The 23,408-nt window shown below is 72.7% G+C and carries 18 protein-coding genes and 1 pseudogene; 7 read left to right on the top strand and 12 right to left on the bottom strand.

Annotated elements, in window-relative coordinates; translation table 11 throughout:
* Positions 1 to 332 (bottom strand): annotated as a pseudogene (locus tag ACLBYE_RS20440) (peptidoglycan-binding protein); the annotation flags it as partial.
* Between the two features lie 227 nt (positions 333 to 559).
* Between ACLBYE_RS20440 and ACLBYE_RS20435 the strand changes: the two are divergent.
* The 3 genes from ACLBYE_RS20435 (at position 560) to ACLBYE_RS20425 (ending at position 6,541) form a co-directional block, all read left to right on the top strand.
* The gene (locus ACLBYE_RS20435; RefSeq protein ID WP_447695564.1) at positions 560 to 1,156 is read left to right on the top strand and encodes an LOG family protein; all 597 of its coding nucleotides are present in this window, start codon (positions 560 to 562) and stop codon (positions 1,154 to 1,156) included.
* Positions 1,157 to 1,190: 34 nt separating this feature from the next.
* A complete protein-coding gene (locus ACLBYE_RS20430) occupies positions 1,191 to 2,969 on the top strand; it encodes a methanol/ethanol family PQQ-dependent dehydrogenase (protein ID WP_447695563.1) in 1,779 nt (592 codons plus the stop codon).
* 410 nt (positions 2,970 to 3,379) lie between these two features.
* Positions 3,380 to 6,541 carry an autotransporter domain-containing protein gene (locus ACLBYE_RS20425; protein ID WP_447695562.1) on the top strand — a complete coding sequence of 1,054 codons (3,162 nt, stop codon included), beginning with the start codon at positions 3,380 to 3,382 and terminating at the stop codon, positions 6,539 to 6,541.
* Here ACLBYE_RS20425 and ACLBYE_RS20420 read toward each other — a convergent pair.
* Positions 6,525 to 7,445 carry a LysR family transcriptional regulator gene (locus ACLBYE_RS20420; RefSeq protein ID WP_447695561.1) on the bottom strand — a complete coding sequence of 307 codons (921 nt, stop codon included), beginning with the start codon at positions 7,443 to 7,445 and terminating at the stop codon, positions 6,525 to 6,527. The genes ACLBYE_RS20425 and ACLBYE_RS20420 overlap by 17 nt on opposite strands.
* Before the next feature lie 92 nt (positions 7,446 to 7,537).
* On the opposite strand from ACLBYE_RS20420, the gene ACLBYE_RS20415 reads away from it, so the two are divergent.
* Positions 7,538 to 8,419 (top strand): aldo/keto reductase family oxidoreductase, encoded by an 882-nt coding sequence (locus tag ACLBYE_RS20415; RefSeq protein WP_447695560.1) that lies wholly within the window; start codon positions 7,538 to 7,540, stop codon positions 8,417 to 8,419.
* 158 nt (positions 8,420 to 8,577) lie between these two features.
* On the opposite strand, the gene ACLBYE_RS20410 is transcribed toward ACLBYE_RS20415, so the two are convergent.
* From ACLBYE_RS20410 to ACLBYE_RS20380, 7 genes are all read right to left on the bottom strand, one after another.
* Complete coding sequence (locus tag ACLBYE_RS20410) at positions 8,578 to 9,807, bottom strand: ABC transporter substrate-binding protein (protein WP_447695559.1); 1,230 nt, start codon at positions 9,805 to 9,807, stop codon at positions 8,578 to 8,580.
* Positions 9,808 to 10,074: 267 nt separating this feature from the next.
* Complete coding sequence (locus tag ACLBYE_RS20405; protein WP_447695558.1) at positions 10,075 to 10,962, bottom strand: 3-keto-5-aminohexanoate cleavage protein; 888 nt, start codon at positions 10,960 to 10,962, stop codon at positions 10,075 to 10,077.
* 18 nt (positions 10,963 to 10,980) lie between these two features.
* Positions 10,981 to 11,739, bottom strand: a complete 759-nt coding sequence (locus tag ACLBYE_RS20400; protein ID WP_447695557.1) for an SDR family NAD(P)-dependent oxidoreductase — start codon at positions 11,737 to 11,739, stop codon at positions 10,981 to 10,983.
* Complete coding sequence (locus ACLBYE_RS20395; protein WP_447695556.1) at positions 11,736 to 12,686, bottom strand: 3-hydroxyacyl-CoA dehydrogenase family protein; 951 nt, start codon at positions 12,684 to 12,686, stop codon at positions 11,736 to 11,738. The genes ACLBYE_RS20400 and ACLBYE_RS20395 overlap by 4 nt, the downstream gene beginning before the upstream one ends.
* A 64-nt stretch (positions 12,687 to 12,750) precedes the next feature.
* Positions 12,751 to 13,602 (bottom strand): AAA family ATPase, encoded by an 852-nt coding sequence (locus ACLBYE_RS20390; protein WP_447695555.1) that lies wholly within the window; start codon positions 13,600 to 13,602, stop codon positions 12,751 to 12,753.
* A 205-nt stretch (positions 13,603 to 13,807) separates the two neighbouring features.
* Positions 13,808 to 14,449 (bottom strand): hypothetical protein, encoded by a 642-nt coding sequence (locus tag ACLBYE_RS20385; RefSeq protein ID WP_447695554.1) that lies wholly within the window; start codon positions 14,447 to 14,449, stop codon positions 13,808 to 13,810.
* Positions 14,446 to 15,705 (bottom strand): ATPase, encoded by a 1,260-nt coding sequence (locus tag ACLBYE_RS20380; protein WP_447695553.1) that lies wholly within the window; start codon positions 15,703 to 15,705, stop codon positions 14,446 to 14,448. The genes ACLBYE_RS20385 and ACLBYE_RS20380 overlap by 4 nt, the downstream gene beginning before the upstream one ends.
* Before the next feature lie 310 nt (positions 15,706 to 16,015).
* Here ACLBYE_RS20380 and ACLBYE_RS20375 point away from each other — a divergent pair, with 310 nt between their 5' ends.
* The gene (locus ACLBYE_RS20375; RefSeq protein ID WP_091680219.1) at positions 16,016 to 17,860 is read left to right on the top strand and encodes a cation:proton antiporter domain-containing protein; all 1,845 of its coding nucleotides are present in this window, start codon (positions 16,016 to 16,018) and stop codon (positions 17,858 to 17,860) included.
* 63 nt (positions 17,861 to 17,923) lie between these two features.
* On the opposite strand, the gene ACLBYE_RS20370 is transcribed toward ACLBYE_RS20375, so the two are convergent.
* The gene (locus ACLBYE_RS20370) at positions 17,924 to 18,331 is read right to left on the bottom strand and encodes a hypothetical protein (RefSeq protein ID WP_020092348.1); all 408 of its coding nucleotides are present in this window, start codon (positions 18,329 to 18,331) and stop codon (positions 17,924 to 17,926) included.
* Between the two features lie 335 nt (positions 18,332 to 18,666).
* Between ACLBYE_RS20370 and ACLBYE_RS20365 the strand changes: the two genes are divergently transcribed.
* Positions 18,667 to 19,842, top strand: a complete 1,176-nt coding sequence (locus ACLBYE_RS20365) for a vWA domain-containing protein (protein WP_447695552.1) — start codon at positions 18,667 to 18,669, stop codon at positions 19,840 to 19,842.
* An 81-nt stretch (positions 19,843 to 19,923) separates the two neighbouring features.
* Here the strand turns inward: ACLBYE_RS20365 and ACLBYE_RS20360 are convergent, their stop codons facing one another.
* Positions 19,924 to 20,244 carry a 2Fe-2S iron-sulfur cluster-binding protein gene (locus tag ACLBYE_RS20360; protein WP_020092346.1) on the bottom strand — a complete coding sequence of 107 codons (321 nt, stop codon included), beginning with the start codon at positions 20,242 to 20,244 and terminating at the stop codon, positions 19,924 to 19,926.
* Between the two features lie 194 nt (positions 20,245 to 20,438).
* Positions 20,439 to 20,759: an Hpt domain-containing protein gene (locus ACLBYE_RS20355; protein WP_447695551.1), complete on the bottom strand. Its 321-nt coding sequence runs from the start codon at positions 20,757 to 20,759 to the stop codon at positions 20,439 to 20,441.
* Positions 20,760 to 21,047: 288 nt separating this feature from the next.
* On the opposite strand from ACLBYE_RS20355, the gene ACLBYE_RS20350 reads away from it, so the two are divergent.
* On the top strand, positions 21,048 to 23,408 hold a 2,361-nt coding region (locus ACLBYE_RS20350; RefSeq protein ID WP_447695550.1), incomplete at its 3' end, for an apolipoprotein A-IV repeat region-like domain-containing protein.

Genomic DNA, 23,408 nt, shown 5'->3' with positions numbered 1-23,408 from the left:
AGGCGCGCGTCCTGGCCCGGACCGGCCTGCGGCGCCCCGGCGGTGCCGGCGCGGGGGGCCTGCGGGAGCGCCGCCACGGGGCCCTCCCCCGGCGCCGGGCTCGCCCGGCCCGGCTTGTCGTCGCGGAAGTCGATCGTCGGGTCGGCGCGGCCGGCCAGGGCGCCCGGATCGGCGAGGCTGCGCAGGCTGCCGCTCGGCGCCGACGGCTCGGGACCACCGCGGCCGGTGAGCCGCCGCAGGGAGTCGCCGCCGAACAGCGCCAGCACGAGTCCCAGTCCGCCGAGAAGGCCGGCCAGCGCCAGGGCGAGACTGCGCCGCACCTGTCTCGACATCGCCACGAAGGCCTCCCCTCATCCTGCCGCCGCCCGGCGGGCGGCCGTCCGCCCGCGCGAAAAGCCGTCGACGGCGCCGCCCATAATACCGTACATGGTCCCCACACCAAGCCGTCCTGCCGCCCAGGCGGGTGAATCCCACGCGAATTCAGCAGTTTGGCACGTGGAGTGCTGGGCGCGGGGCGCGATCTGGACGGCTCGCAACGGACGCGCGAGGAGGACGCCGGATGGCTCCGGTGAGGACAGTCTGTGTCTATTGCGGCTCCGGCTTCGGCCGCGACCCGGCCTTCCGCGCGGCCGCCGAGACCCTCGGGACCGCGGTCGCGCAGGCCGGGATGGGCCTCGTCTACGGCGGCGGCGACGTCGGGCTGATGGGCACGGTCGCGCGGGCGGCGCTCGCCGCCGGCGGCCACGTCACCGGCATCATCCCGGATTTCCTCCAGGCGCGCGAGCACATGCTGGCGGACATCCAGGAGACCGTGGTGGTCTCCGACATGCACACCCGCAAGCGCCTGATGTTCGAGCGCTCGGACGCGTTCGTGACCCTTCCGGGCGGCATCGGCACCCTGGAGGAGCTGGTCGAGCAGCTGACCTGGGCGCAGCTCGGGCGCCACCGGAAGCCGGTGGTGCTGGTCTCGGTGGCGGAGTTCTGGGCGCCGCTGCTGGCCCTGTTCGAGCACATGCGCGGCCACGGCTTCATCCGCGAGGGGCTCGACCTGAGCTACCTCGTCGCCCGGGAGGCGGCCGAGGTGGTGCCGATGCTCCGCGCGGCCGGCCACGAGCCGGACCCCCAGGCCGAGAGCATCGTCCAGCAGCGCATGTAGGTGCGCGCGCCGCGCGGCGATGGGGATCACGAGGATGCGTGCGTCGATGCGTGCTTCACTGCTCGCGGCCCTGCCGCTCGCCGGCCTCGCCTCCGCGGCGGCGGCCGGCCCGTCGCCGGTCCTGCAGACCCTGGACTACGCCAACACCCGCTACTCGGCCCTCGACCAGATCGACGCCGGCAATGTCGGGCGCCTGAAGGTCGCCTGGACCTTCTCCACCGGCGTCCTGCGCGGCCACGAGGGTGCGCCGATCGTGGTCGGACACCTGATGTTCGTGCACACGCCGTTCCCCAACGTGGTCTACGCCCTCGACCTCGACCGGGGCGGGAGGATCCTGTGGCGCTACGCACCGCGGCAGGACGCGAGCGTCATCGCCGTGATGTGCTGCGACACGGTCTCCCGGGGGCTCGCCTACGCGGACGGGCGGCTGTTCCTGCAGCAGGCCGACACCACCGTGGTGGCGCTCGACCCCGGGACCGGCCGGGTGCTGTGGTCGGTGAAGAACGGCGACCCGGGCCGGGGCGAGACCAACACCGCCACGGTCCTGCCGGTGCGCGGCAAGCTCATCGTCGGGCTCGCGGGCGGCGAGTACGGGGCGCGCTGCCACGTCACGGCCTACGACCAGGCGACGGGCCGGCGGCTCTGGCGCGCCTACGCCACCGGGCCGGACGCCGACATGCTGGTCGATCCGGAGACGACGACCGAGCTCGGGCGCCCGGTCGGCCGCGATTCCTCGCTCAAGAGCTGGGAGGGCGACCAGTGGCGGACCGGCGGCGCCTGCAGCTGGGGCTGGTTCTCCTACGATCCGGACCTGAACCTCGTCTATTACGGCACCGGCAATCCCTCGACCTGGAACCCGAACCAGCGCCCGGGCGACAACCGGTGGGCACAGGCGATCATCGCCCGCGACGCCGATACGGGCATCGCCCGCTGGGTCTACCAGATGACCCCCCACGACCAGTGGGACTACGACGGCGTCAACGAGATGATCCTCACCGAGCAGGTGATCGACGGCCGCGCCCGGAAAGTGCTGACCCATTTCGACCGCAACGGCTTCGGCTACACGCTGGACCGGGCCACCGGCGCGCTGCTGGTGGCGGAGAAGTTCGACCCCACGGTGAACTGGGCCAGCCGGATCAGCGTGGATCCCGCCGCGCCCGATTACGGAAAGCCGGTGGTCGACAAGCGCTACGCCCCCGGCGAGGCCGACGAGGACGAGGCCACGAAGAACATCTGTCCCGGTGCGCTCGGTGCCAAGAACCAGCAGCCGGCCGCCTACTCGGCCAAGACGCGGCTGTTCTACGTGCCGACCAACCACATGTGCATGGATTACGAGGCGTTCCGGGTCACCTACACGCCCGGCCAGCCCTATGTCGGCGCGACGCTCACCCTGCACCCGCCCGAGGGCTCGGACCGGACCGGGGCGTTCATCGCCTGGGACGGCGCGAAGGGCCGGATCGCCTGGACGATCCCGGAACCGTTCTCGGTCTGGTCGGGGGCGCTCGCCACGGCGGGCAACGTGGTCTTCTACGGCACGCTGGAGGGTTACCTGAAGGCGGTCGACGCCCGGGACGGGCACGAGCTCTACCGGTTCAAGACCCCGTCCGGGATCGTCGGCAACGTCACCACCTACCTGCACGGCGGCAAGCAGTACGTCGCGGTGCTGTCCGGGGTCGGCGGCTGGGCCGGGATCGGTCTGGCGGCCGGGCTGACCGACCCCGCGGACGGTTCGGGGGCGGTGGGGGGCTACGCGGCCCTGTCGCAGTACACGGCGCCGGGCGGGCAGCTCACGGTGTTCGAACTGCCGCAGTGAGCCCTCCGGCGGCGTCCGCACGCGCCGCCGGGCGATTCGCACGGCATCCCTCCGACCTTCCGAGGCGCTCCCGCGCCGGGCCTGGCGGGACGCATCTCGGACCGCTTCTCCTGTCCCGCATGACCCCGCCACCGGCCCAGGTGACCGGCCTCGGGCGGCCCTATTCAGATGCGGCCGCGCCGTTCGTGGCGATCGATCACCGGCCTGCAGTGATGGCCGGACAGCTTCCGAAGTATGAATTCTCATTTCTCAAGTATAGACATAAAAAATAAGCCGCCTCACAGAGTGTTGCTGCGAGGATACGAATCGAAAATGCGTCCAATTTTGAACGAACTATGACGATCTGCCGCGGATGATCTTGGATATGGGGCGCGCGACCGGCCGGATGGGGCGGTGTCGGGGAGCGCGTCATGACACGAGGATATGGGGTCTCACTCGCCGCGCTGGCGGTCGTGCTGCTCGGTTCGGGCGCCCAGGCGCAGACGGCCGGCAACGGCGTCGACATCCTGTCGGGTTTCCGGCGGATCTGGATCCCCGGACGGACCTACGACACCGGATCGCCCACGGCCCTCGGGGCGTCCCTCCTGCTGCGCAACATCCAGATCGTCGCCGAGCGGGCGCGGGAGCGGACCCGGGCGCAGGAGATCGCCGCCTATTACGACGACCGCCGCAACCAGAGCTACAGCGTCATCGACGGCCTCGGACCGCTGACGCGGGCCTATCTGGCGGGATCGGGGGCGACCACCACGATCCCGGCCTTCGACGCGACCACGTCGCGCGTCCAGTACGTCGATGAGGGCACCGGCGCCGGCGTGACGACGTCGCCCCTCGGGAAGGTCGTGCAGCTGGTCAACGCGTTCCGGACCAACGCCTCCACCGGCCCGGCCAAGGACGCCTACAGCTATCCGCGCCCCTGGCGGCAGAGCCTGGACGGCCAGGGCCTCGGCCTCGTCGTGCCGCCCTCCCTCGTGCCGGAGAAGAGCCCCACGCCCGCGACGGACGGCGGCTTCCCGAGCGGCCACACCAACGCCGCCTACCTGTCGGCCCTGGCCCTGGCCTACGCGGTCCCGCAGCGTTTCCAGGAACTGCTCACCCGCGCGAGCGAGCTCGGCGACAACCGGATCGAGGCGGGCATGCACTCGCCCACCGATGTGATCGGCGGCCGCGTGCTGGCGACCTACTTCGCCATCCGGGCACTCAACGATCCCGCGAACGCGGCCCTGCTGGGCGAGGCCTTCGCGCAGGCGCAGAGCTACCTGAACCAGGCCTGCGGCGGCCCGCTGGAGCGGTGCGCCCACGCGCCCGTGGATCCTGCCACCGACCGGTTGTCCGACTACGCGCGCAACAAGGCCGCCTACACGGCGCGCCTGACCTACGGCCTGCCACCGGTCGGGCCCACGGACCGTCCGCCGGTGGTCCCGGCGGGTGCCGAGGCGCTGCTCGCGACCCGCTTTCCCTACCTCACGGCGGCGCAGCGCCGCGACGTGATCGCGACCACGGAGCTGCCCTCCGGTGGCTTCCTCGACAACGGGCTGGGCTACGACCGCATCAACCTGTTCGCCGCCGCCGACGGCTACGGCGCCTTCAACGGCACGGTCACCGTCACGATGGACGCGGCCCGGGGCGGCTTCTCGGCCTACGACGTCTGGCGCAACGACATCGGCGGCGCGGGCGGCCTCGTGAAGCTCGGCAGCGGGACGCTGGTCCTGACCGGCGCCAACACCTACGCGGGCGGCACGACGATCGGCGGCGGGACGCTCGTCGGCCATGCCGGCGCCTTCGGCACGGGCGCCATCGTCGACGACGCGGCGCTCGTCGTGGATCAATCGACCGACGGGACGCTGGCCAACGCCGTCTCGGGCTCCGGGACCCTGACCAAGACCGCGGCGGGCACCCTCACGCTCACGGGGCTCAGCGCGCTGACGGGCGCCACCGCCGTGCAGGCCGGTCGGCTCGTCGTGAACGGCGCCCTCGCCCACTCGGTCGTGTCGGTGCTGCCGGGGGCCGAGCTCGGCGGCTCGGGCACGCTGGGCGGGATCGTCGCGCTCGCGGGCGCCACGGTGGCGCCGGGCAATTCCATCGGCACGCTCACGGTCGCCGGCAACGTCGGCTTGGCGCCGGGCTCGACCTACCGGGTCGAGGCCGACGCCGCCGGCCGGGCCGACCGGATCGCCGCCACCGGCACCGCCACCCTGTCGGGCGGCACCGTCCAGGTGCGCGCCGCCTCCGGCGCCTACAACCCGCGCACCACCTACACGATCCTCTCCGCCGCCGGCGGCGTCTCCGGCCGGTTCGCCGGCGTGACCGCGAACCTCGCCTTCCTCACCCCGGGCCTGCGCTACCGGACCGACGCGGTCGACCTGACGCTCACCCGCAACGACGTGCCCTTCGCCGCCAGCGCCACCTCGCGCAACGGCGCGGCCGCCGCCAACGCGATCCAGGCGATCGGCGCCGGCCGGCTCTACGACGCGGCGGTCGCCTTCACGGCCAACGAGGCCGGCAGCGGCTTCCGGGCGCTGGCCGGCGACATCCACGCCGGCACCGTGTCCGCCGCCTACGAGACCGCCTTCTTCGTGCGCGAGGCGGTGCTCGACCGGCTGCGCTGGGGCGATCCCGGTGCCGGGCTCGACGCCGGCGCCCTGCCGGCCGCCGACGCGGCCGACCGGCCCGGCCGGGCTGCGGTGGTGGCGACCGTGCCGGTGCGCACCTTCGACCCGCAGGTGTTCGGGCTCTGGGGCCAGGGCTTCGGCGCCTTCGGCACGGCCGATGGCGGCGGCAACGCGTTCGACCTCGACCGGCAGATCGCCGGCTTCGCGGCCGGCGCGGACGTGCGGCTCCCCGGCGGGCTGCGCTTCGGCGCGGTCGGTGGCTACACGGAGGCCTTCCTCGACAGCGCCGGCCGGGCGGGCGGCGCGAGCCGGGCGGAGAGCGCGACGCTCAAGAGCGGGTTCGGCGGCCTGTACGGCGGCTACGAGCTCGGCCCGCTGTCGCTGCGGCTCGGCGCGCTCTACGCCGACACGGACGCGCGCACCCGCCGGGCGGTGCTGTACGGATTGTCCGACACGCTGAGCGGGCACGGCGGCGGCTCCACGGTGCAGGGCTTCGGCGAGATCGGCTGGAGGATCGCGCTGGGTGAGCCGGCGGCGCGCTTCGTCGAGCCGTTCGCGGGCGGGGCCTATGTCGGCATCCGGCGCGGCGCCTTCGCGGAGACGGGCGGCGCCGCGGCGCTGGCGAGCTTCGCGCGGGACTACGACCTCGGCGCGGCGACGGTCGGCGTGCGGGCGCAGGCGTGCCTGGACCTGGGTCTCGGCCTGCCGGTGACGCTGCGGGGTCTCGTCGGCTACCGGCGGGCGTTCGGCGACGTGGTGCCGACGGCTGTGCTGGCCTTCGGGGCGGGCGGTCCGGCCTTCCTGAGCGCGGGCGTGCCGATCGCCCGGGACGCGCTTGTGGCGCAGGTGGGCCTGGACCTGGCGGTGGCGCCGGACGCGAGCCTGGGCGTGGCCTACACGGGCCAGACCGGAGCCCGCGCCCAGGACCAGGCCGTGACGGGCCGCTTCACCCTGCGGTTCTAGCGCGCGACGCCTGCGCGCCGACGAAGTCCACGAAGGCGCGCAGCGGCGCCGGCAGGTGCCGCCGGCCGGGATAGTACAGGAACGGGCCGGGAAAGACCTGCCACCAAGGCTCCAGCACCGGAACCAGGGCGCCGCTCGCGAGCTGCGGCCGCAGCCAGTCCTCGAACAGGTGGACGATCCCGGTGCCGGCGACCGCCGCCTCGACCGCGAGGTCGCTGGCGGCGACCCGCACGATCAGCGGGCCGGCCGGGTCCACCCGGACGACGGCGCCGTCGCGCTCGAACTCCCAGGGCGCCGTCAGGGCGCCGCTGGGGAAGCGGCCGAGCAGGCAGGCGTGGTCGAGGAGGTCCCGCGGATGGTCCGGCCGGCCGCGCCGGTCGAGATAGGCCGGGGACGCCGCGGTGGCGAAGCGCTGCCGCCGCGGGCCGATCGGCACGGCGATCATGTCCTGCTCCAGCCGCTCGTCGTAGCGGATGCCGGCGTCGCAGCCCGCCGCCAGCACGTCCACGAACCCGTCCTCGACCACCACCTCCAGGCGGATCTCCGGGTAGGCCGCCAGGAAGGGCGGCACGAGCGCCGGCAGCACCAGCCGGGCGGCGCTCAGCGGCACGTTGAGCCGGAGCGTGCCCGCGGGACGGTCGCGGAACCCGTTCACCACGTCGAGCGCGGCGTCCACCTCGGCGAGGGCCGGCCCGAGCCGCTCCAGCAGGCGGGTCCCGGCCTCGGTCGGCGCGACGCTGCGCGTGGTGCGGTTCAGGAGGCGCACCCCCAGGCCCGCCTCCAGCCGGCGCACCGCCTCGCTGAGGCTCGACGCGCTCGCGCCCCCGGCGCGGGCCCCTTCGCGGAAACCGCCGGCCCGCGCCACGGTCACGAAGGCGGCGAGGTCCGTGAGATTCTGGGTCATCGTTCGAGAATCCGCACGGCCCGTGCCGATTGTCACGGCTTATCGGCGCAAAGCGTGGCGTCTACATCGAGAGCGCCAACAGGAGATCCGTCATGACCGCCATCACCGCCGACATCGCGCAGGCCGGGACCTTCCCCCTCGGCGACCGGACCGTGAAGCGGCTCGGCTACGGGGCCATGCAACTCGCCGGGCCCGGCGTGTTCGGGCCGCCCAAGGACCGCGCCGCCGCGGTCGCGGTCCTGCGCGCGGCCGTGGCGGCGGGCGTCGACCACATCGACACCAGCGACTTCTACGGGCCGCACGTCACCAACCAGATCATCCGCGAGGCGCTGCACCCCTATCCGGAGGACCTCGTGATCGTCACCAAGGTGGGCGCCATGCGCGGGGCCGACGCCTCGTGGAACCCGGCCTTCTCGGCCGAGGACCTCACCCGGGCGGTCCACGACAACCTGCGCAACCTCGGTGTCGACGTGCTCGACGTGGTCAACCTGCGCCTGATGTTCGACGTCCACGGCCCCGCGGAGGGGGCGATCGAGGCGCCGCTGACGGTGCTGGCGGAGCTGCAGCGGCAGGGGCTAATCCGCCGGATCGGCCTGAGCAACGCCACGCCCCGCCAGGTCGCGGACGGGCGCCGGATCACCGACATCGTCTGCGTGCAGAACCAGTACAACCTCGCGCACCGGGGCGACGACGCGTTCATCGACGATCTGGCGGCGGCCGGGATCGCCTACGTGCCGTTCTTCCCGCTGGGCGGTTTCAGCCCGCTGCAGTCGGACACCCTGTCGGCGGTGGCGGCCGGGCTCGGCGCGACGCCGATGCAGGTGGCGCTCGCGTGGCTGCTGCGCCGGTCGCCCAACATCCTGCTGATCCCGGGGACGTCGTCCCTCGGCCACCTCCGCGAGAACCTCGCGGCGGCCGAGTTCGCGCTCCCGGACGACGCCGTGGCGGCCCTGGATCGGATCGGGGCTGCGTGAACGGTTATCGTTCGGTCGCTCGGTTGCGGTCTCCCTCACCGTCATCGCGAGCGCAGCGAAGTGACCCAGGGCAGCGCGACGCCGGCCGGCGTCGCGCCGTCCGGATTGCTTCGCTCCGCTCGCAAGGACTGCGGTGCGGAAAGGAGCGACCCGATCGCCTACTTCGCCGTCATGCCGGCCACCATCGGGCAGCCGCCCTCGCTCATCGGGCGGAAGGCCTGCTCGGCCGGGATCGTCTCCAGCACCTTGTAGAGGTCCCATTCGCCCTTCGACTCGGAGGGCGCCTTGGCCTCGAACAGGTACATCGGGTGGATCTTGCGCCCGTCCGGCCGGATCGTGCCCTTGCCGAACAGCAGGTCGTCGGTCGGCATCTCCTTCATCTTGGCCACCACGGCGGCGCCGTCCTTGGCCGAGTGCAGGGCCGCCACCGCCTTCAGGTAGTGCAGCGTGCTGGCGTAGACGCCCGCCTGGTACGAGGTCGGCTTCTTGCCGGGCATGCGCTTCCCGAAGCGCTCCGCGAAGGCCCGGGTGCCGTCGTTGAGGTCCCAGTAGAACGAGGCGGTGAAGGCGAGGCCCTGCGCCACGTCCAGGCCCAGCGAGTGGATGTCGGTGATGGCGATCAGCAGGGCCGCGAGCGTCTGGCCGCCCTGGCGGATGCCGAACTCGTGCGCCTGCTTGATGGCGTTGGCGGCGTCGAGCCCGGCATCGGCCAGCCCGATCACCTGCGCGCCCGAGGCCTGAGCCTGGAGCAGGAACGAGGAGAAGTCCGGGTTCGGGAACGGCGTGCGCACGCCGCCGACGACCTTGCCGCCGTTCTTCTCCACGACGGCCTTGGTGTCGCGCTCCAGGGCGAGGCCGAAGGCGTAGTCGGCGGTGATGAAGTACCAGGTCTTGCCGCCGCGCTTGAGGATGGCCTTGCCGGTGCCGTTGGCCAGCGCCGCGGTGTCGTAGGTCCAGTGCACGGTGTTGGGCGTGCAGGCCGGGCCGGTGAGGTCGGCGGTGCCGCCGCCCGAGTTGATGAACGCCTTGTTCTTCTCCTTGGTGATCTGCGCGATGGCGAGCGCCACCGAGGAGGTCGGCACGTCGAACACCGCGTCGACGCCGTCGCGGTCGTACCATTGCCGGGTGATGGAGGCGCCGACATCGGGCTTGTTCTGGTGGTCGGCGGCGACGACCTCGACCTTCAGCCCGTGTTCCTCCGGCTTGAAGTCCTCGACCGCCATGCGGGCCGCCACCACCGAGCCCTCGCCGGTGGAGTCGAAGTAGACGCCGGAGCGATCGTTCAGCACGCCGATCTTTACCGGCACGAGGTCGGCGGCGAGCGCCGCGCCGGCACCGAGCGCGCACAAGCTCCCGAGCAGCGCCGCGGCGCGGTGGCGGAGCGTCATGTCTCTCTCCCTGTCGTGTCCACCCGGCGGCGTTGATCGCCGCTCGGAATGTTTCCGAAGGCAGAGTATCCGTGGCGGTCCGCGGCCGAAACGGGTGCGCGTGAGGATGCCGGCGATCCGTCAGGGGCAGCCCTCCCCGCCCGAGACGGCACCGCCGTCCTTGCGAGCGGCGCGAAGCACTCCAGCAGCACCACGCTCGCCGAGGTCGCGCTGCCCTGGGTCGCTTCGCTGCGCTCGCGATGACGGGGAGCGGCGGCGATCGACCTCTCAACCGCCCCGCGGCGCCAGCCCGAGAATCGCCCGCGCCTGATCGGGCGTGGCCGGCTCCCGGTCGATGTGGGCCAGCAGGCTCACGGCCTTCTCCACCAGGGCGGCGTTGCTCGGCGCGAGCGTGCCCCGGGACAGGTACAGGTTGTCCTCCAGCCCGACGCGGACGTTGCCGCCCATGCCGGCGGCGACCGCGAGGATCGGGAACTCCTCCCGGCCGATGCCGAAGGCCGACCAGACCGCGTCCTCCGGCAGCCGGGCGCGCATCGCCACCAGGGCCTCCGGCGTCGCGGGCGCCCCCCAGGGGATGCCGAGGCAGATCTGGAACAGCGGCGGGCGCGCCAGATGCCCCTCGGCGATCAGGTGCCGGGCCAGCTCGATCTGGCCGAGATCGAACACCTCGATCTCGGGCTTCACGCCCGCGTCGCGGATGTGGCCCGCCATCGCCCGCAGGTGGCCGGGGGTGTTGAGGAACAGGTGCTCGCCGAAATTCATCGTGGCGATGTCGAGGGTGCAGATCTCCGGCCGCAGCGCGCCGACATGCCGGGTGCGGGCCTCCGGTCCCACGAAGGTGGTGCCCGGGCCGGCGACTGACGGGTCGGGGTCGCCCGGCACGAACCGGCCCCCCGCCCCCGTGGTCAGGTTGAGGATCACGGCGTCGTTCTTCGCGCGGATCCGCTCCACCACCTCGCGGTAATGGGCGAGCTCCATGCTGGGCGCGGCGGTCTCGGGGTCGCGGACGTGGATGTGGACCACGGCGGCCCCGGCGGACGCCGCCTCCAGGGCGGATCGTGCGATCGCCTCCGGGCTCACCGGCACGGCCGGGTTCTTCCGCGGCGTGTCGAAGGAGCCCGTGAGGGCGCAGGTGATGACGGTGGTGCTCGCCATGTGTGTGCTCCCCGCGCGTCAGATCGCTCCGCCGTCGACCGTGATGGTCTCGCCCGTGATGTAGGCCGCGCCCGCGCCCAGGAAGAAGATCGTCTCGGCGATGTCCTCCGGGCGGGCCATGCGGCCGAGCATGGTGCGCCCCACGGTCGAGGCCTTGCGCTCCTCCGACCAGGGGTCGGTCCAGGGCGTGGCGACGAGCCCCGGCGCCACCGCGTTGACGCGCACGTCCGGCGCCAGCGCCCGGGCGAGGCTGCGGGTCAGGTTGATCAGTCCGGCCTTGCTCGCCGCGTAGGCGACCGACGAGCCGCGCCGCCCGAGGCCGGCGACCGACGCGGTGTTGACGATGGCGCCGCGGCTCGCCTTGAGGGTCGCGGCCGCGGCCCGGGCGCAGCGGAACGGCCCGAGCAGATTGGTCGCCAGGATCGTGGCCCAGAAATCCTCGCTCATCGCGTCGAGGTCCTCGAAGGCGATGGGCATGGTCGTGCCCGACGTGCCGGCATTGTTGACGAGCACGTCGAGGCCGCCGAGCCGGTCGATGCCGGCCGCCACCATCGCCTCGGCCTCGCCCGCCCGCGACACGTCGCCGGGCAGCGCGATCACCGCGAATCCGGCTCCGGCGAGCCGGGCGGCCTCTTCGGGGCCGCGGGGATCGTCGGGCAGGTGGTTCAGCGCCACGGTGGCGCCGTTGCGGGCGAAGATCGCGACGGTCGCGAGCCCGATCCCCGACGAGGCTCCGGTGACGAGGACGCGCCGCCCGGACAGGTCCGCTCCGATCATGATCCCTCCATCCGGCCGATCCCGGCCATCGCCGCCTTGAGCGCCAGGAGCTTGCGGTCGCGCTCGCGGAACAGTTCTTCCGGCGGCCGCCCGCCCCAGTCGAAGTAGCCCTTGCCGGCCATCACCCCGGTCCGGCCGGCGGCGCAGAGGGCGTCGAGGGTCTCGGAGCGGGTGCGGGGCGGCGGCGGCGCGTAGCTGCCGTTGGCGAGCGCCCGCTGCGTCAGCTCCAGGCCGGTGAAGTCGGCCTTGGCGAGGTGGCCGAGGATCGGGATGCGTAAGGAGAGCCCGTGGACGATCGCGTCGTCGATGTCCCGCGGCGCGGCGACGTCCTCGTCGAGGAGCCGGAACACCTCGGCGCTGATCGCCTGCTGGATGCGGTTGGCAATGTAGCCGGGGATGAATCGCTTCAGCACGATCGGGACCTGGCCCAGGCCGCGCACGAACTCGGCCATGGCGGCGACGACCGCCGGGTCCGTGCCGGGCCCCGGCACCACGTCGACGAGGTCGACGATGTAGGGCGGCGTGTACCAGTGCAGGATCAGCGCCCGGGCCTGCCGGCGCTCCGGGATCAGCGGGAAGACGTCGAGGTAGCTGGTGTTGCTGGCGAGGATCGTGTCGGCCGGGCAGAGCCGGTCGAGCTCGGAGAAGAGCGCGCGCTTGGCCTCCGGGTTCTCGGTGATCGCCTCGATCACGAGGCCGGCGCCCGAGACCGCCGCGTCGAGCGCCGCCTCGACCCGGACGGCCCGGGCCAGCCGCGCGGCGTCCCAGCCCTCCGGGGCGGCGCCTGCCTCCCGCAGGGTCGCGAGGGCGGATTCCATCAGGCCGGGGATCCGCGCCCGGGTCTCGGGCCGCGTGTCGGTGATCCGCACGCCGTGGCCGGCGAGCGCCAGCACCAGGGCGATGCCGTGCCCCATCACGCCGCCGCCGACGATCGCGATCTCGCCCATGCCGCACGCTCCTGTCCCTGCCCCGGGCTCCTCTCGCGGGAATCCTCGGGTCGTCCGTCCGGCCTCAGCCGCCGCGCTGGTCCCGGCGCATCATGAAGGCCAGCTTCTCGAACAGGCTGACATCCTGCTCGTTCTTCAGGAGCGCCCCGTGCAGCGGCGGGATCAGCTTGCGGCCGTCCTGCTCGCGCAGGGTCTCGGGGGCGATGTCCTCGGAGACGAGGAGCTTCAGCCAGTCGAGCAGCTCCGAGGTCGAGGGCTTCTTCTTGAGGCCCGGGACCTCGCGCATCGCCAGGAAGGTCCGCAGGGCCTCCTCGACGAGGCGGTGCTTGATGCCCGGATAGTGGACGTCGACGATGCGCTGCAGCGTCTCGGAATCGGGGAACTTGATGTAGTGGAAGAAGCAGCGGCGCAGGAACGCGTCCGGCAGCTCCTTCTCGTTGTTCGACGTGATGATCACGATCGGCCGGCGCACGGCCTTCACGGTCTCGCCGGTCTCGTAGACGTGGAACTCCATCCGGTCGAGTTCGGTGAGCAGGTCGTTGGGGAACTCGATATCGGCCTTGTCGATCTCGTCGATGAGCAGGACCGGGCGCTCGGGCGCGGTGAACGCCTCCCAGAGCTTGCCGCGCCGGATGTAGTTGCCGATCTCCGAGACCCGCGGGTCGCCGAGCTGGGAGTCGCGCAGGCGCGAGACCGCGTCGTACTCGTAGAGCCCCTGCTGCGCCTTGGTGGTCGACTTGATGTTCCAGACGATCAGCGGCGCGCCCAAGCCCTTGGCGATCTCCTCGGCCAGCACGGTCTTGCCGGTGCCGGGCTCGCCCTTCACGAGGAGCGGCCGCTCCAGGACCACGGCGGCGTTGACCGCCGCGGTGAGGTCGGGGGTCGCGACGTAGGTCTCGGTTCCGGAAAAGCGCATCGCGGTCTCGGAGAGGTGGATCGAGGGAAACGGGTAGCGCGGGGCGCGGCCGGGCCGCAAGCGCCGAACCCATCAGGCCCGATCTGTCCGAGCCCCGTCATCACGAGCGAAGCGAAGTGACCCGGAGCAGCGGGATGTCCGGAGGCGTGGCGCCACCCTGGATTGCTTCGCTCCGCCCGCGAGGACGGTGGCGCCGCGAGCGATCTCAGCCCTTCTCGTGCCAGACGCAGTTCCGGGCCAGGATCTCGAGGTTGACGTCCGACTTCTGCGGCTGCGGCAGGGTCTTGCCGTCCATGGCGAGGTCGATCTTGATCTCGACCTGGCCCTTCGCCTCGTTGGAGCGGCGGGAGAAGTAGCAGTACTGCTGGTAGGGCTGCTCGGCGCTGTCCTTGAAGTTCCAGCCGGTCACGATCTGCCCGTCGAGGTAGGGCACCTGCTTGAACACCGTGAAGGTCGTGTTCACCGCCGCCTTGGAGGCCGGGGCGGCGTCGTTGCCGAGCTGCGCCTTGGTGGGCGTCGGCGTCGCCGACGCCTTGGGCAGGCCCTCGAGCTTGAGGGTGTTGTCGGTGAGCGTGACCTCGCCCTTGGTCTTCAGGGTCACGTCCGAGAGCGCCGCCTGCATGGCGGCGGCGATCTTCTCGGCGGCGGTGTCGAACTGGTTCAGGGTCGCCCAGCCGTAGGCCGCCGCGCCGACGCCGATGCCCGCGAGGCACGCGAAGGCGCCGAAGCCCAGCGCCCGGAACAGGAAGGCCCGGGCCGCGACGTAGCTCGAATCCGCCCGCAGGCGGGAATTCACCTGCTGGGCGAGGGCGATGTTCTCGGGGGTCCCGCTCGCGACGTAGTTCATGCGCCGGCTCCAGCGGCAGGGAGGGTCGGGCCCGGATGGGTCTGGTTCGGCAGCGCCTGCTGGCCCTGGGCCGGCCGGTTCATCGGGATCACCGCGCCCGACGCGTTGGCGGCGCGCGGCAGGATCGGCTCGGGGTGCGAGCGCAGGGCGTCGGCGATCGCGTCGAGCATGTAGGGGGCCGCCTCCGGGTTCACGGCGGCGCCGAGATCGTCCTCGTCCATGAAGGTCCGGCGGGTCGAGACCGCGCAGAGCGCCAGGATCGTCGACGCGAAGGCCGCGCAGACCGCGGGCAGGAACACGAAGATCCGCAGGAAGGCGTGGACCTGGCTCTCGGTCACGTCGATCGGGTCGACGCCGTAGACCATGGCGGTGAAGGAGTGGAGCTGCGAGCGGTTGACCGCGTTCCGGTAGCCCTGCTCGGCATCGGCCACCCGGCGGTCGGCGGCGCCCGGATCGAGGGCGGCGCGCGCCTTGCGGGCCTCCTCCAGGTCCTTGATCATCCCGGCGCGGTCGGCGGACGCCTTGGCGACGCCCTGCGACAGGGCGGCGACGCGGGGATCGGCCACGCATTTCAGGTTCTGGTACTTCCGGCCCTTGCTGTTGGTGCCGAAGACCCGCTCGCAGCGCTGGGCCGGGAGGCCGGCGAGCTGCTGGGCGTTGTCGGCGGAGCGCTTCTCGATCTGGTCGAGCTCGGCCGTGTACTGCGCCACGCGCTCGTCGGCCGCCTTGATCCGGTCGCCGATCGTGGCGCGGTCGGCCTGGGCGTCCTTCAGGGCGGTCTTGGTCCGGGCCGCCTCCATCAGGCGGGGATGGAACATCATCTCGCCGAGCTGCGACACCGACTTGGTGGTGACGCCCGCGGCGAAGATGATGCCCAGCACGGCGAGGCCGCGCACGAAGTAGGAGCGCTGGGTCCGGGCCAGGATGCCGAGCGGCACGCGGCACAGCTCGACCGCGGCGTAGACCAGCGGCGCCAGCAGCATGAAGTAGAAGGCGTGCCAGTCGCCGTCGCTGTAGACGCCCGCGAACAGCCACGCGCCCCAGAGCGAGGCGCCGATCACCATGAACTCGACGAGGTACGCGATCGCCACGTAGCCCCACTTGATGCGGTAGCCCTTCTCGATGTGGCGCTGGTGCCGCCAGCGGTCCGACTCGAGCTTCCACTCGCGCTTCTCGCGCGCGAGGTCGCGGCTGGGGGGCGCTGCCGGACCGGCAAATATCGATTTGATGGAGATCATCGGCCTCGTCGCATCCATCCGGTCCAGTTCCGGGCAGGGCCCGGCCGAGCTTAACCCCCGGTTAACTCAGGCGTGTATGCGCGCATTGTGCCGATTTTGGGCCGCGTTGCACGCCTTCACCGCATGCCTCCTTTGGATGCCGTCCGCATCCCGCCTGCCGGTGACCGAAATGTCTCACCCGCGCCTGTATCCGGCTTGTGTCGGAACGCACGTCCGCGGGACCGGTCGCGGGCCGAATCCGGTTGCTCCGAGGGCGGCGCCGACCCATGATCGCGCGGCCGTGAACGGCGCTCCCCATCCCCGAGAGACGAGGTTCGATCCGCCGCCGATGCCAGAGGTCCACGCCGGCTCCTACAAGGAAGCGATCCTGTTTCTCGTCACAGCGGGCATCGTGGTGCCGCTGTTCCACCGCCTGCGGATCTCGCCGGTGCTCGGCTTCATCGGCGCCGGGGCCCTGCTCGGACCCTTCGGCCTCGGCCGGCTGGCCGACACCTATCCCTCCGTGCACCTCTTCACCATCGGCAACCGGGCCGAGATCTCGCACCTCGCCGAGTTCGGCGTGATCTTCCTGATGTTCATGATCGGGATCGAGCTCTCCTGGGAGCGCCTGCGGGTGCTGCGCCGGCTGGTCTTCGGCCTCGGCTCCCTGCAGGTGGGCTGCTCCGCGCTGATCCTCGGCGCGATCCTCTACGGGCTCAACGTGCCGCTCACCGGCGCGGTGATCGTCGGCATCGGCCTCGCGCTGTCGTCGACTGCGGTGGTCCTGCCGGTCCTGGCCGAGCAGAAGCGGCTGAACGCGCCGACCGGGCGCACGAGCTTCGCGGTGCTGCTGTTCCAGGACCTCGCGGTGGCCCCAGCCCTGTTCGCGATCGCGGTGCTCGGCCGCGACGACGGCGGCGACAAGGGCTGGGCCCTCGCCCTGGCGCTGGGCCAGGCCGCCGTCGCGCTGGCCCTGATCGTGGTGGCGGGCCGCCTCGCCCTGCGCCCGCTGTTCCAGCTCGTGGCGCGCACGCGCTCCACCGAGCTGTTCATGGCCGCCTGCCTGCTGGTCATCGTCGGCACGGCGCTGACCGCGGCGGCGAGCGGCCTGTCGATGACGCTCGGTGCCTTCGTGGCCGGCCTGCTGCTGGCCGAGACCGAGTACCGCCGGGCCATCGAGGCGACGATCGACCCGTTCAAGGGCCTGCTGCTCGGCGTGTTCTTCGTCTCGGTGGGGATGAACCTCGACCCGGCGCAGCTGATGGCGACGCCGGGGGCGATCATCGGCCTGTCGCTGGCGCTGGTCCTGATCAAGGCCGCCGTGGTGATGATGGCGGCCCCCGTGCTGAAGATCCCCCGGCCGGTGGCGCTGGAGACGGCGCTGCTCCTCGGCCCGGGCGGCGAGTTCGCCTACGTGCTGATCGGCGGCGCCATGGCCACCGGCCTGGTGCCGGAGGAGGTCGGCGCGGCGGCCCTCGTGGTGACCACGGTCACGATGATCATGATCCCGGCGCTCGCCGCCGTCGGCCGCCGGCTCAAGCTGCGGGCGACCGCCAGCGCCCAGGCCACCGCCAAGGCGGAGCCGGTGCCGGAGCGCGTGGGGAACCGGGTGATCGTCGCGGGGTTCGGCCGCGTCGGCCGGCAGGTCGGCGAGATGCTGGAGCGGCACAAGATCCCGTACATCGCCCTCGACTCCGACGCCGCGCGGGTGGCCGAGCAGCGCCGCGCCGGGGCGCCGGTCTATTTCGGCGACAGCGGCAACACCGAGATGCTGCGCCGGTGCGACATCGCCACGGCCCGGGCGCTGGTCGTCACCCTCGACAATCCCCGCGCCGTCGAGGCGGCGGTGGCGGCGGCCCGCGCCGAGCGGCCGGACCTGACCATCGTGGCCCGGGCCCGCGACGCCCGCCACGCCTCCTCGCTCTACGAGCTCGGCGTCGACGACGCGGTGCCGGAGACGATCGAGGCCTCGCTGCAGCTGTCGGAGGCCGTTCTGGTCGATGTCGGCGTGCCGATGGGGCTGGTGATCGCGTCGATCCACGAGCGGCGGGACGAGTACCGCGCCCTGCTGAAGAAGCGCGAGGGCGAGTCGAAGCCGATCTTCCGGGCCCGCCGGACCGTCGGGAAGGCGCTGGGCAAGGCCCCGGTCAAGCGGGAGCCCGAGCGCCAGGAGGCGGCCGGCCAGGAGGCCTGAGGGCAGGACGTCTGAGGGGCGGCCTGAGGCGGGAGATCCGAGCGGAGGTCCCGGGGGCCTCGCTCAGATCAGGACCGGGTGCGCGTCCTCGTGCTTGGCCCGCCGCGCCGCGCGGCTGCGCGGCGCCGGCTCGAACCCGTCGGCGAAGCTGCACCGGTAGACCAGCTCGTCCGCCGGCCCGAGGCCGGTGACCAGGGGTACCGTCACGGTGTCGCCCGAGAAGCGCCAGCCGCGGGCGCCCTTGTCCCAGTAGAGCCAGACCGTCCCGGGATAGCCCCGCAGGGTGAAGACCGCGGCCTTGCGCGACAGGGCCTGCACCGCCCGCGGGGCGTACATGCCCTTGTCGCGGTAGGCGTCCCGGGTTGCCTCCGGCTGGCGGTCCATGAAGGTGTTGCGCACCAGCTGAATCGTCGCCCCCGGCTTCCCGAGAAACCGCTTGAATTCCGTCAGATTCCGCAGGATGACCGCCATCGCAGGTCTCCTCGCTAGCTCCGTGTCGGCCGCGCTGCCGCGTCCGCGCACACTCGATGTCCCGAGTTGAGCGATTCCCATGACCGATTGAGTGACTGGGCGAGGCTTGTCCGGTCACATATCAACAGATTCGATGACTTATGCCCAGGTTATGAGTCCCATCGGGTCGGAGAGACTCGTTTGGGCGCCGGAATCGGCGCTGCCGACGGGGCTGAATCTTGTCGACCATCGGCGAAGACTCGGAAGTCCTTCGGCAAAGTCCTGCCACGCTCGGCGGCGCGCCGACCGATTCGCGCGGGCTTGACCCGGACGCCCGGCTGGCGCGTTCTCCCGGCATGCTGCTGCAGTTCTTCACGGCCCTCCGGGACGCCAAGGTCCCCGTCTCCCTGAAGGAGTACCTGACCCTGCTCGGCGCCCTGGACCGGGGCCTCGCGGAGCACGACGTCGAGGCGTTCTACTTCCTGTCGCGCACCGCGCTGGTGAAGGACGAGGCGCATCTCGACCGGTTCGACCGGGTGTTCGGCACGGTGTTCAAGGGGCTGGAGACCCTGGGCGAGGCGGTCGAGCCCGCCGCGATCCCGGAGGAATGGCTCAGGAAGCTCGCGGAAAAATACCTGACCGAGGCCGAGAAGGCGGAGCTGAAGGCGCTCGGCTGGGACAAGCTGTTCGAGACCCTCAAGCAGCGCCTCGCCGAGCAGAAGGGGCGCCACCAGGGCGGCTCGAAATGGATCGGGACCGGCGGCACCTCGCCCTTCGGCGCCTACGGCTACAATCCCGAGGGCATCCGCATCGGCCAGGACGGCAACCGCAGCTTCCGGGCGGTGAAGGTCTGGGACAAGCGCGAGTTCAAGGACCTCGACGACGACCGGGAGATCGGCGCGCGCAACATGCGCCTCGCGCTGCGGCGCCTGCGCCGCTTCGCCCGGACGGGGGCGGCGGAGGAGCTCGACCTCGACGGCACGATCCGCGCGAGCGCCCGCCAGGGCTACATCGACGTGAAGCTGCGGCCGGAGCGGCGCAACGCCGTGAAGGTGCTGCTGTTCCTGGACGTCGGCGGCTCGATGGACTGGCACATCGAGCAGGCGGAGGCGCTGTTCTCGGCGGCGCGCTCGGAGTTCAAGCACCTCGCGCACTACTACTTCCACAACTGCCCCTACGAGGCGGTCTGGACCGAGAACCGGCGGCGGCACGAGGCGAAGACGCCGCTCCTCGACGTGATCCGCACCTACGGCAGCGACTACCGGCTCGTCTTCGTGGGCGACGCCTCGATGAGCCCCTACGAGATCGCGACGCCCGGCGGCTCCGTGGAGCACTGGAACGAGGAGGCGGGCGCCACCTGGATGCAGCGGCTCCTCGACCATTTCCCGAAGGCGGCGTGGCTGAACCCGGTGCCCGAGACGCACTGGGGCTACACCCAGTCGATCGGCATGATGCAGCGGCTGGTCGCCGGCCGGATGTTCCCCCTCACCCTGGAGGGGCTCGACGCGGCGGCGCGGGCGCTGGTGCGATGACAGGCGCGGTGACGGCCTCACGGCGCGATGCGACTGGAGGCGATGCCGGGAGGGGATCGCGCGTCCGAGACGGTTTCCGTCTCAGCCCTGCTGGGACGGCGTCGTCACCACGAGGCCGTCCATCGCCGGCGTGATCTTGATCTGGCAGGAGAGGCGGGAGTTCTCGCGGACGTCGCTGGCGAAATCCAGCATGTCCTGCTCCATGTCCTGCGCCTTGCCGACCGTGTCGATCCAGGCGTCGGCCACGTAGACGTGGCAGGTGGCGCAGGCGCAGGCGCCACCGCACTCCGCGTCGATGCCCGGGACGTTGTTGCGCATAGCCGTCTCCATCACGGTCGCGCCGACGCTGCCTTCGACGGTCCGTTCCGTCCCGGCGTGGTCGACGTAGGTGATCTTGGGCATGCTGGGGGCTCCGGGCTCGCGTCGAGCGCAATCTGTCCGACGGGCGGCGTGCCTGCTTGGCGGCTGGAAACGCGGAATGCAAGCGCGGCATTAGACACCGGTCCCGGATCGATCGCCGCATTAGGCGACACCGTGCGGCGACCGGTGCGGCGACCGGTGCGGCGACCGGTGCGGCGACCCGTGCGGCGACACCGTCAGGCGCGCGCCTCCGCGATCTCCGCCAGCGCCCGCGCGACCGCGGCCGCGAGGTCGTCGACCGACACCGCCCCGGCGCCGGCGCGCAGGCGCGTCTCCGCGGCGTCCGCGAGCGCCCGCACGTGGATCGCCCCGACGCCCGCGGCCGAGCCCTTCAGGGTGTGGGCGAGGTCGGCGCGCTGATCCCGCGGCAGGGCCGGGTCGGCGAGGCGCGGCAGGATCGAGCGGCACTGGCCGGCGAACAGCTCCAGGACCTCACGGGCCAGGTCGGCGTCGCCGCCGGTCTGGGCCTCGAGTTCCGCGGGGTCGATGGCCTGCATGTTCGGGCTCCCGGCATCCGGATTCGTCGGGGATTGCGGATCTGATCCACACAATTCACCCCCTGATTCGCCGGGTGGGGATCGCGCCGGACCCCTCCCCTGCGGCAGGATGGTGGAGGCGGCGAGCGACGGGCCCGGTAACCATTCGGTTAACCTTTTCTGGGGCCGGTCGAGGGCTCGGGTATCGGCAGTCGCTGCCCGAGTTTAGTCTTGTAATGGTAAACGGGGCGTTGCGTCTCCGGCTCAAGCCTCTCCAGGCGCCGGTGAACCCGTGTAACGAGGCGTTGTATGGCGACCGAGAAGAAGCTGAAGGACCCGGCCGAGGCCGCGCTCTCTGCGATCGAGCAGGCGCTGAACCTCGACGCCCTGACGCCGAACGGCACCGACGGTCGCGCCGAGCCGCGCCTGCCCGATGTCGGTGACGCCGACCCGCTGCGCGACGGCGGTCTCGACGCCGGCCGGACCATGCCGCCGCGCCTCGACCTCGACCCGCCGCTCGCCTCCGACCTGCCGCCGCCGGGCCTGGACCGCCCCCGCCGCGAGGGCGGCCTCCTGCCCCCCGACCGCTCGCTCGTGGCCAACGACGACCGGCGCAACATCGGCATCCTGCAGCAGACCCTGCGGGTGCGCTCCTCGCCCAAGCCCTACCTGCTCGCCCTCGCGGCCGGCGCCGTTTGGATCGGCGCCCTGGTGCTGATCGCGTGGTCGAAGTCCGACGGCGACCTGCGCGCCGTCCTGTCGGGCCTCTCGGCCCTCCAGGCGAGCGTCGGCGCCGCGGCCCTGTTCGGCCCGGTGGTGCTGTTCGTGATCGCCGCCATGCTGGCGGTGCGGGCCCAGGAGATGCGCCTCGTCGCCCGCGCGGTCGGCGAGGTCGCGGTGCGCCTGGCCGAGCCCGAGAGCTTCTCCACCGACGCGGTCCTGACCATGTCGCAGACCGTGCGCCGCGAGGTGGCGGCGGTGGGCGACGGCGTCGAGCGGGCGCTCGCCCGGGCCGGCGAGCTAGAAACCCTGGTGCGCGGCGAGATCGCCACCCTGGAGCGGGCCTATTCCGACAACGAGATCCGGATCCGCTCCCTCGTGGACGAGCTGGTGGCCCAGCGGGAAGCCATCGTCAGCAACGCCGAGCGGGTGCGCAGCGCCATCACCGGGTCGCACCAGAGCCTGAGCCAGGACCTGGAGGGCGCCTCCGACCGGATCGTCTCCGCGGTGACCGGCGCGGGCGAGCGCGTGACCGGCGCGCTGGAGACCCGCGGCGCCGCGATCACGGCCTCGCTGGGCGAGGCCGGCGACCGGGTGGTCAACCTGATGACCGCCCGCGGCAGCGACCTGATCGACACCCTCGCGGCCACCAGCCAGGAGGTGCGCGGCAGCTTCCAGGAGGTCGGCGAGACCCTGACCCGCAGCTTCGAGGACCGCGCCGGCACGGCGACCGGCGCCTTCCAGGCCGCCGGCACCGCCCTGGCCGAGCGCCTGTCGGAGAATGCCGGCGCCCTCACCCGGACCCTGGAGGAGACCGGCAGCCGCGTGAGCGACGCGCTGGAGCGTCAGGCCGGCACGGTGCGCGAGACCTTCGAGCGCTCCGTGACGGGGCTCGAATCCGCCTTCCTGTCGCGCGGGTCGGAGCTGACCGAGCGCTTCGGCGCGATGGGCGCCGAGATCACCGCCCGCTTCGCCGACACCGGCTCGGCCCTGACCCAGGACATCGCCGGCCGCGGCCTCGCGCTGCGCGCCGAGATCGAGAGCGCCGGCCTGTCGGTCGCCGAGACGATCGAGGGCCGCGGGCGCGACGCCCAGGCCGCCCTGGCGCTCGCCGCCAGCGGCGCCGGCGAGACCCTGGCGGCCCGCGCGGGCGCCGTGCGCGACGACCTCGTCGGCACCGCCGAGCGGATCGCCGAGGCCCTGTCGGAGCGCGGCGGCGCCCTCGCCGAGCGGATGGACGGCATCGCGGCGCGCCTCGACGAGACCGTGACGGTCCGGGCCGCGGACCTGGAGCACCGGGTCGCGGCGGCGGCCGAGCAGGCCGGCGGCAGCATCGCGCACCGGACCGAGACGGTCGCGGCCAACCTCGAGGCCGCCTTCGCGGCCCTGGGCCGGGGCTTCGAGACGGGGGCCTCCTCCGCCGTCCAGTCGCTGCGGGGCACCGTCGAGGGCCTGTCGGGCGAGATCGACGGCCGCACCGCCGAGGCGGTCGCGGCGCTCCGGCGCGGGGCCGAGGCGGCCACCGACGCCCTGCGCGGCACGGCCGAGGACGCCACCGGCGCGGTCGAGGCCCGGACCCTCGAGGCCGTGCGGGTGTTCGAGCGCCGGGTCGCGGATTCCGCCGCCGCCCTGTCGGCGCGGACCGAGGAGGCGGCCGCCGCGCTGCGGGCCGCCGCCGATCAGGCGAGCCAGGCCGCCGAGACGCAGACGCGGGACGCCGCCGCCCGGCTCGCCGCGGCCCTGGACACCCTGCGCAACGCCTCCGGCGAGGTCACCGGCGCCGTCGAGGCCGAGACTGCGATCCTCACCGCCCGGTTCCGCGACGCCGCCGACCGGGCCGGCACCGAGCTCGGCGCCCGCGGCACGGACGCCGTCGCGGCGGGCCGCGCCGCCCTGGACGATCTCAACCGCGAGCTCGCCGCCCCGGCCCGCGGCGCCCCCCGCGCGCCC

The organism is Methylobacterium sp. A52T (assembly GCF_053346095.1).
Note: the sequence above shows the minus strand (reverse complement) of the source record. Positions and strands in the feature narration are given on the sequence as shown.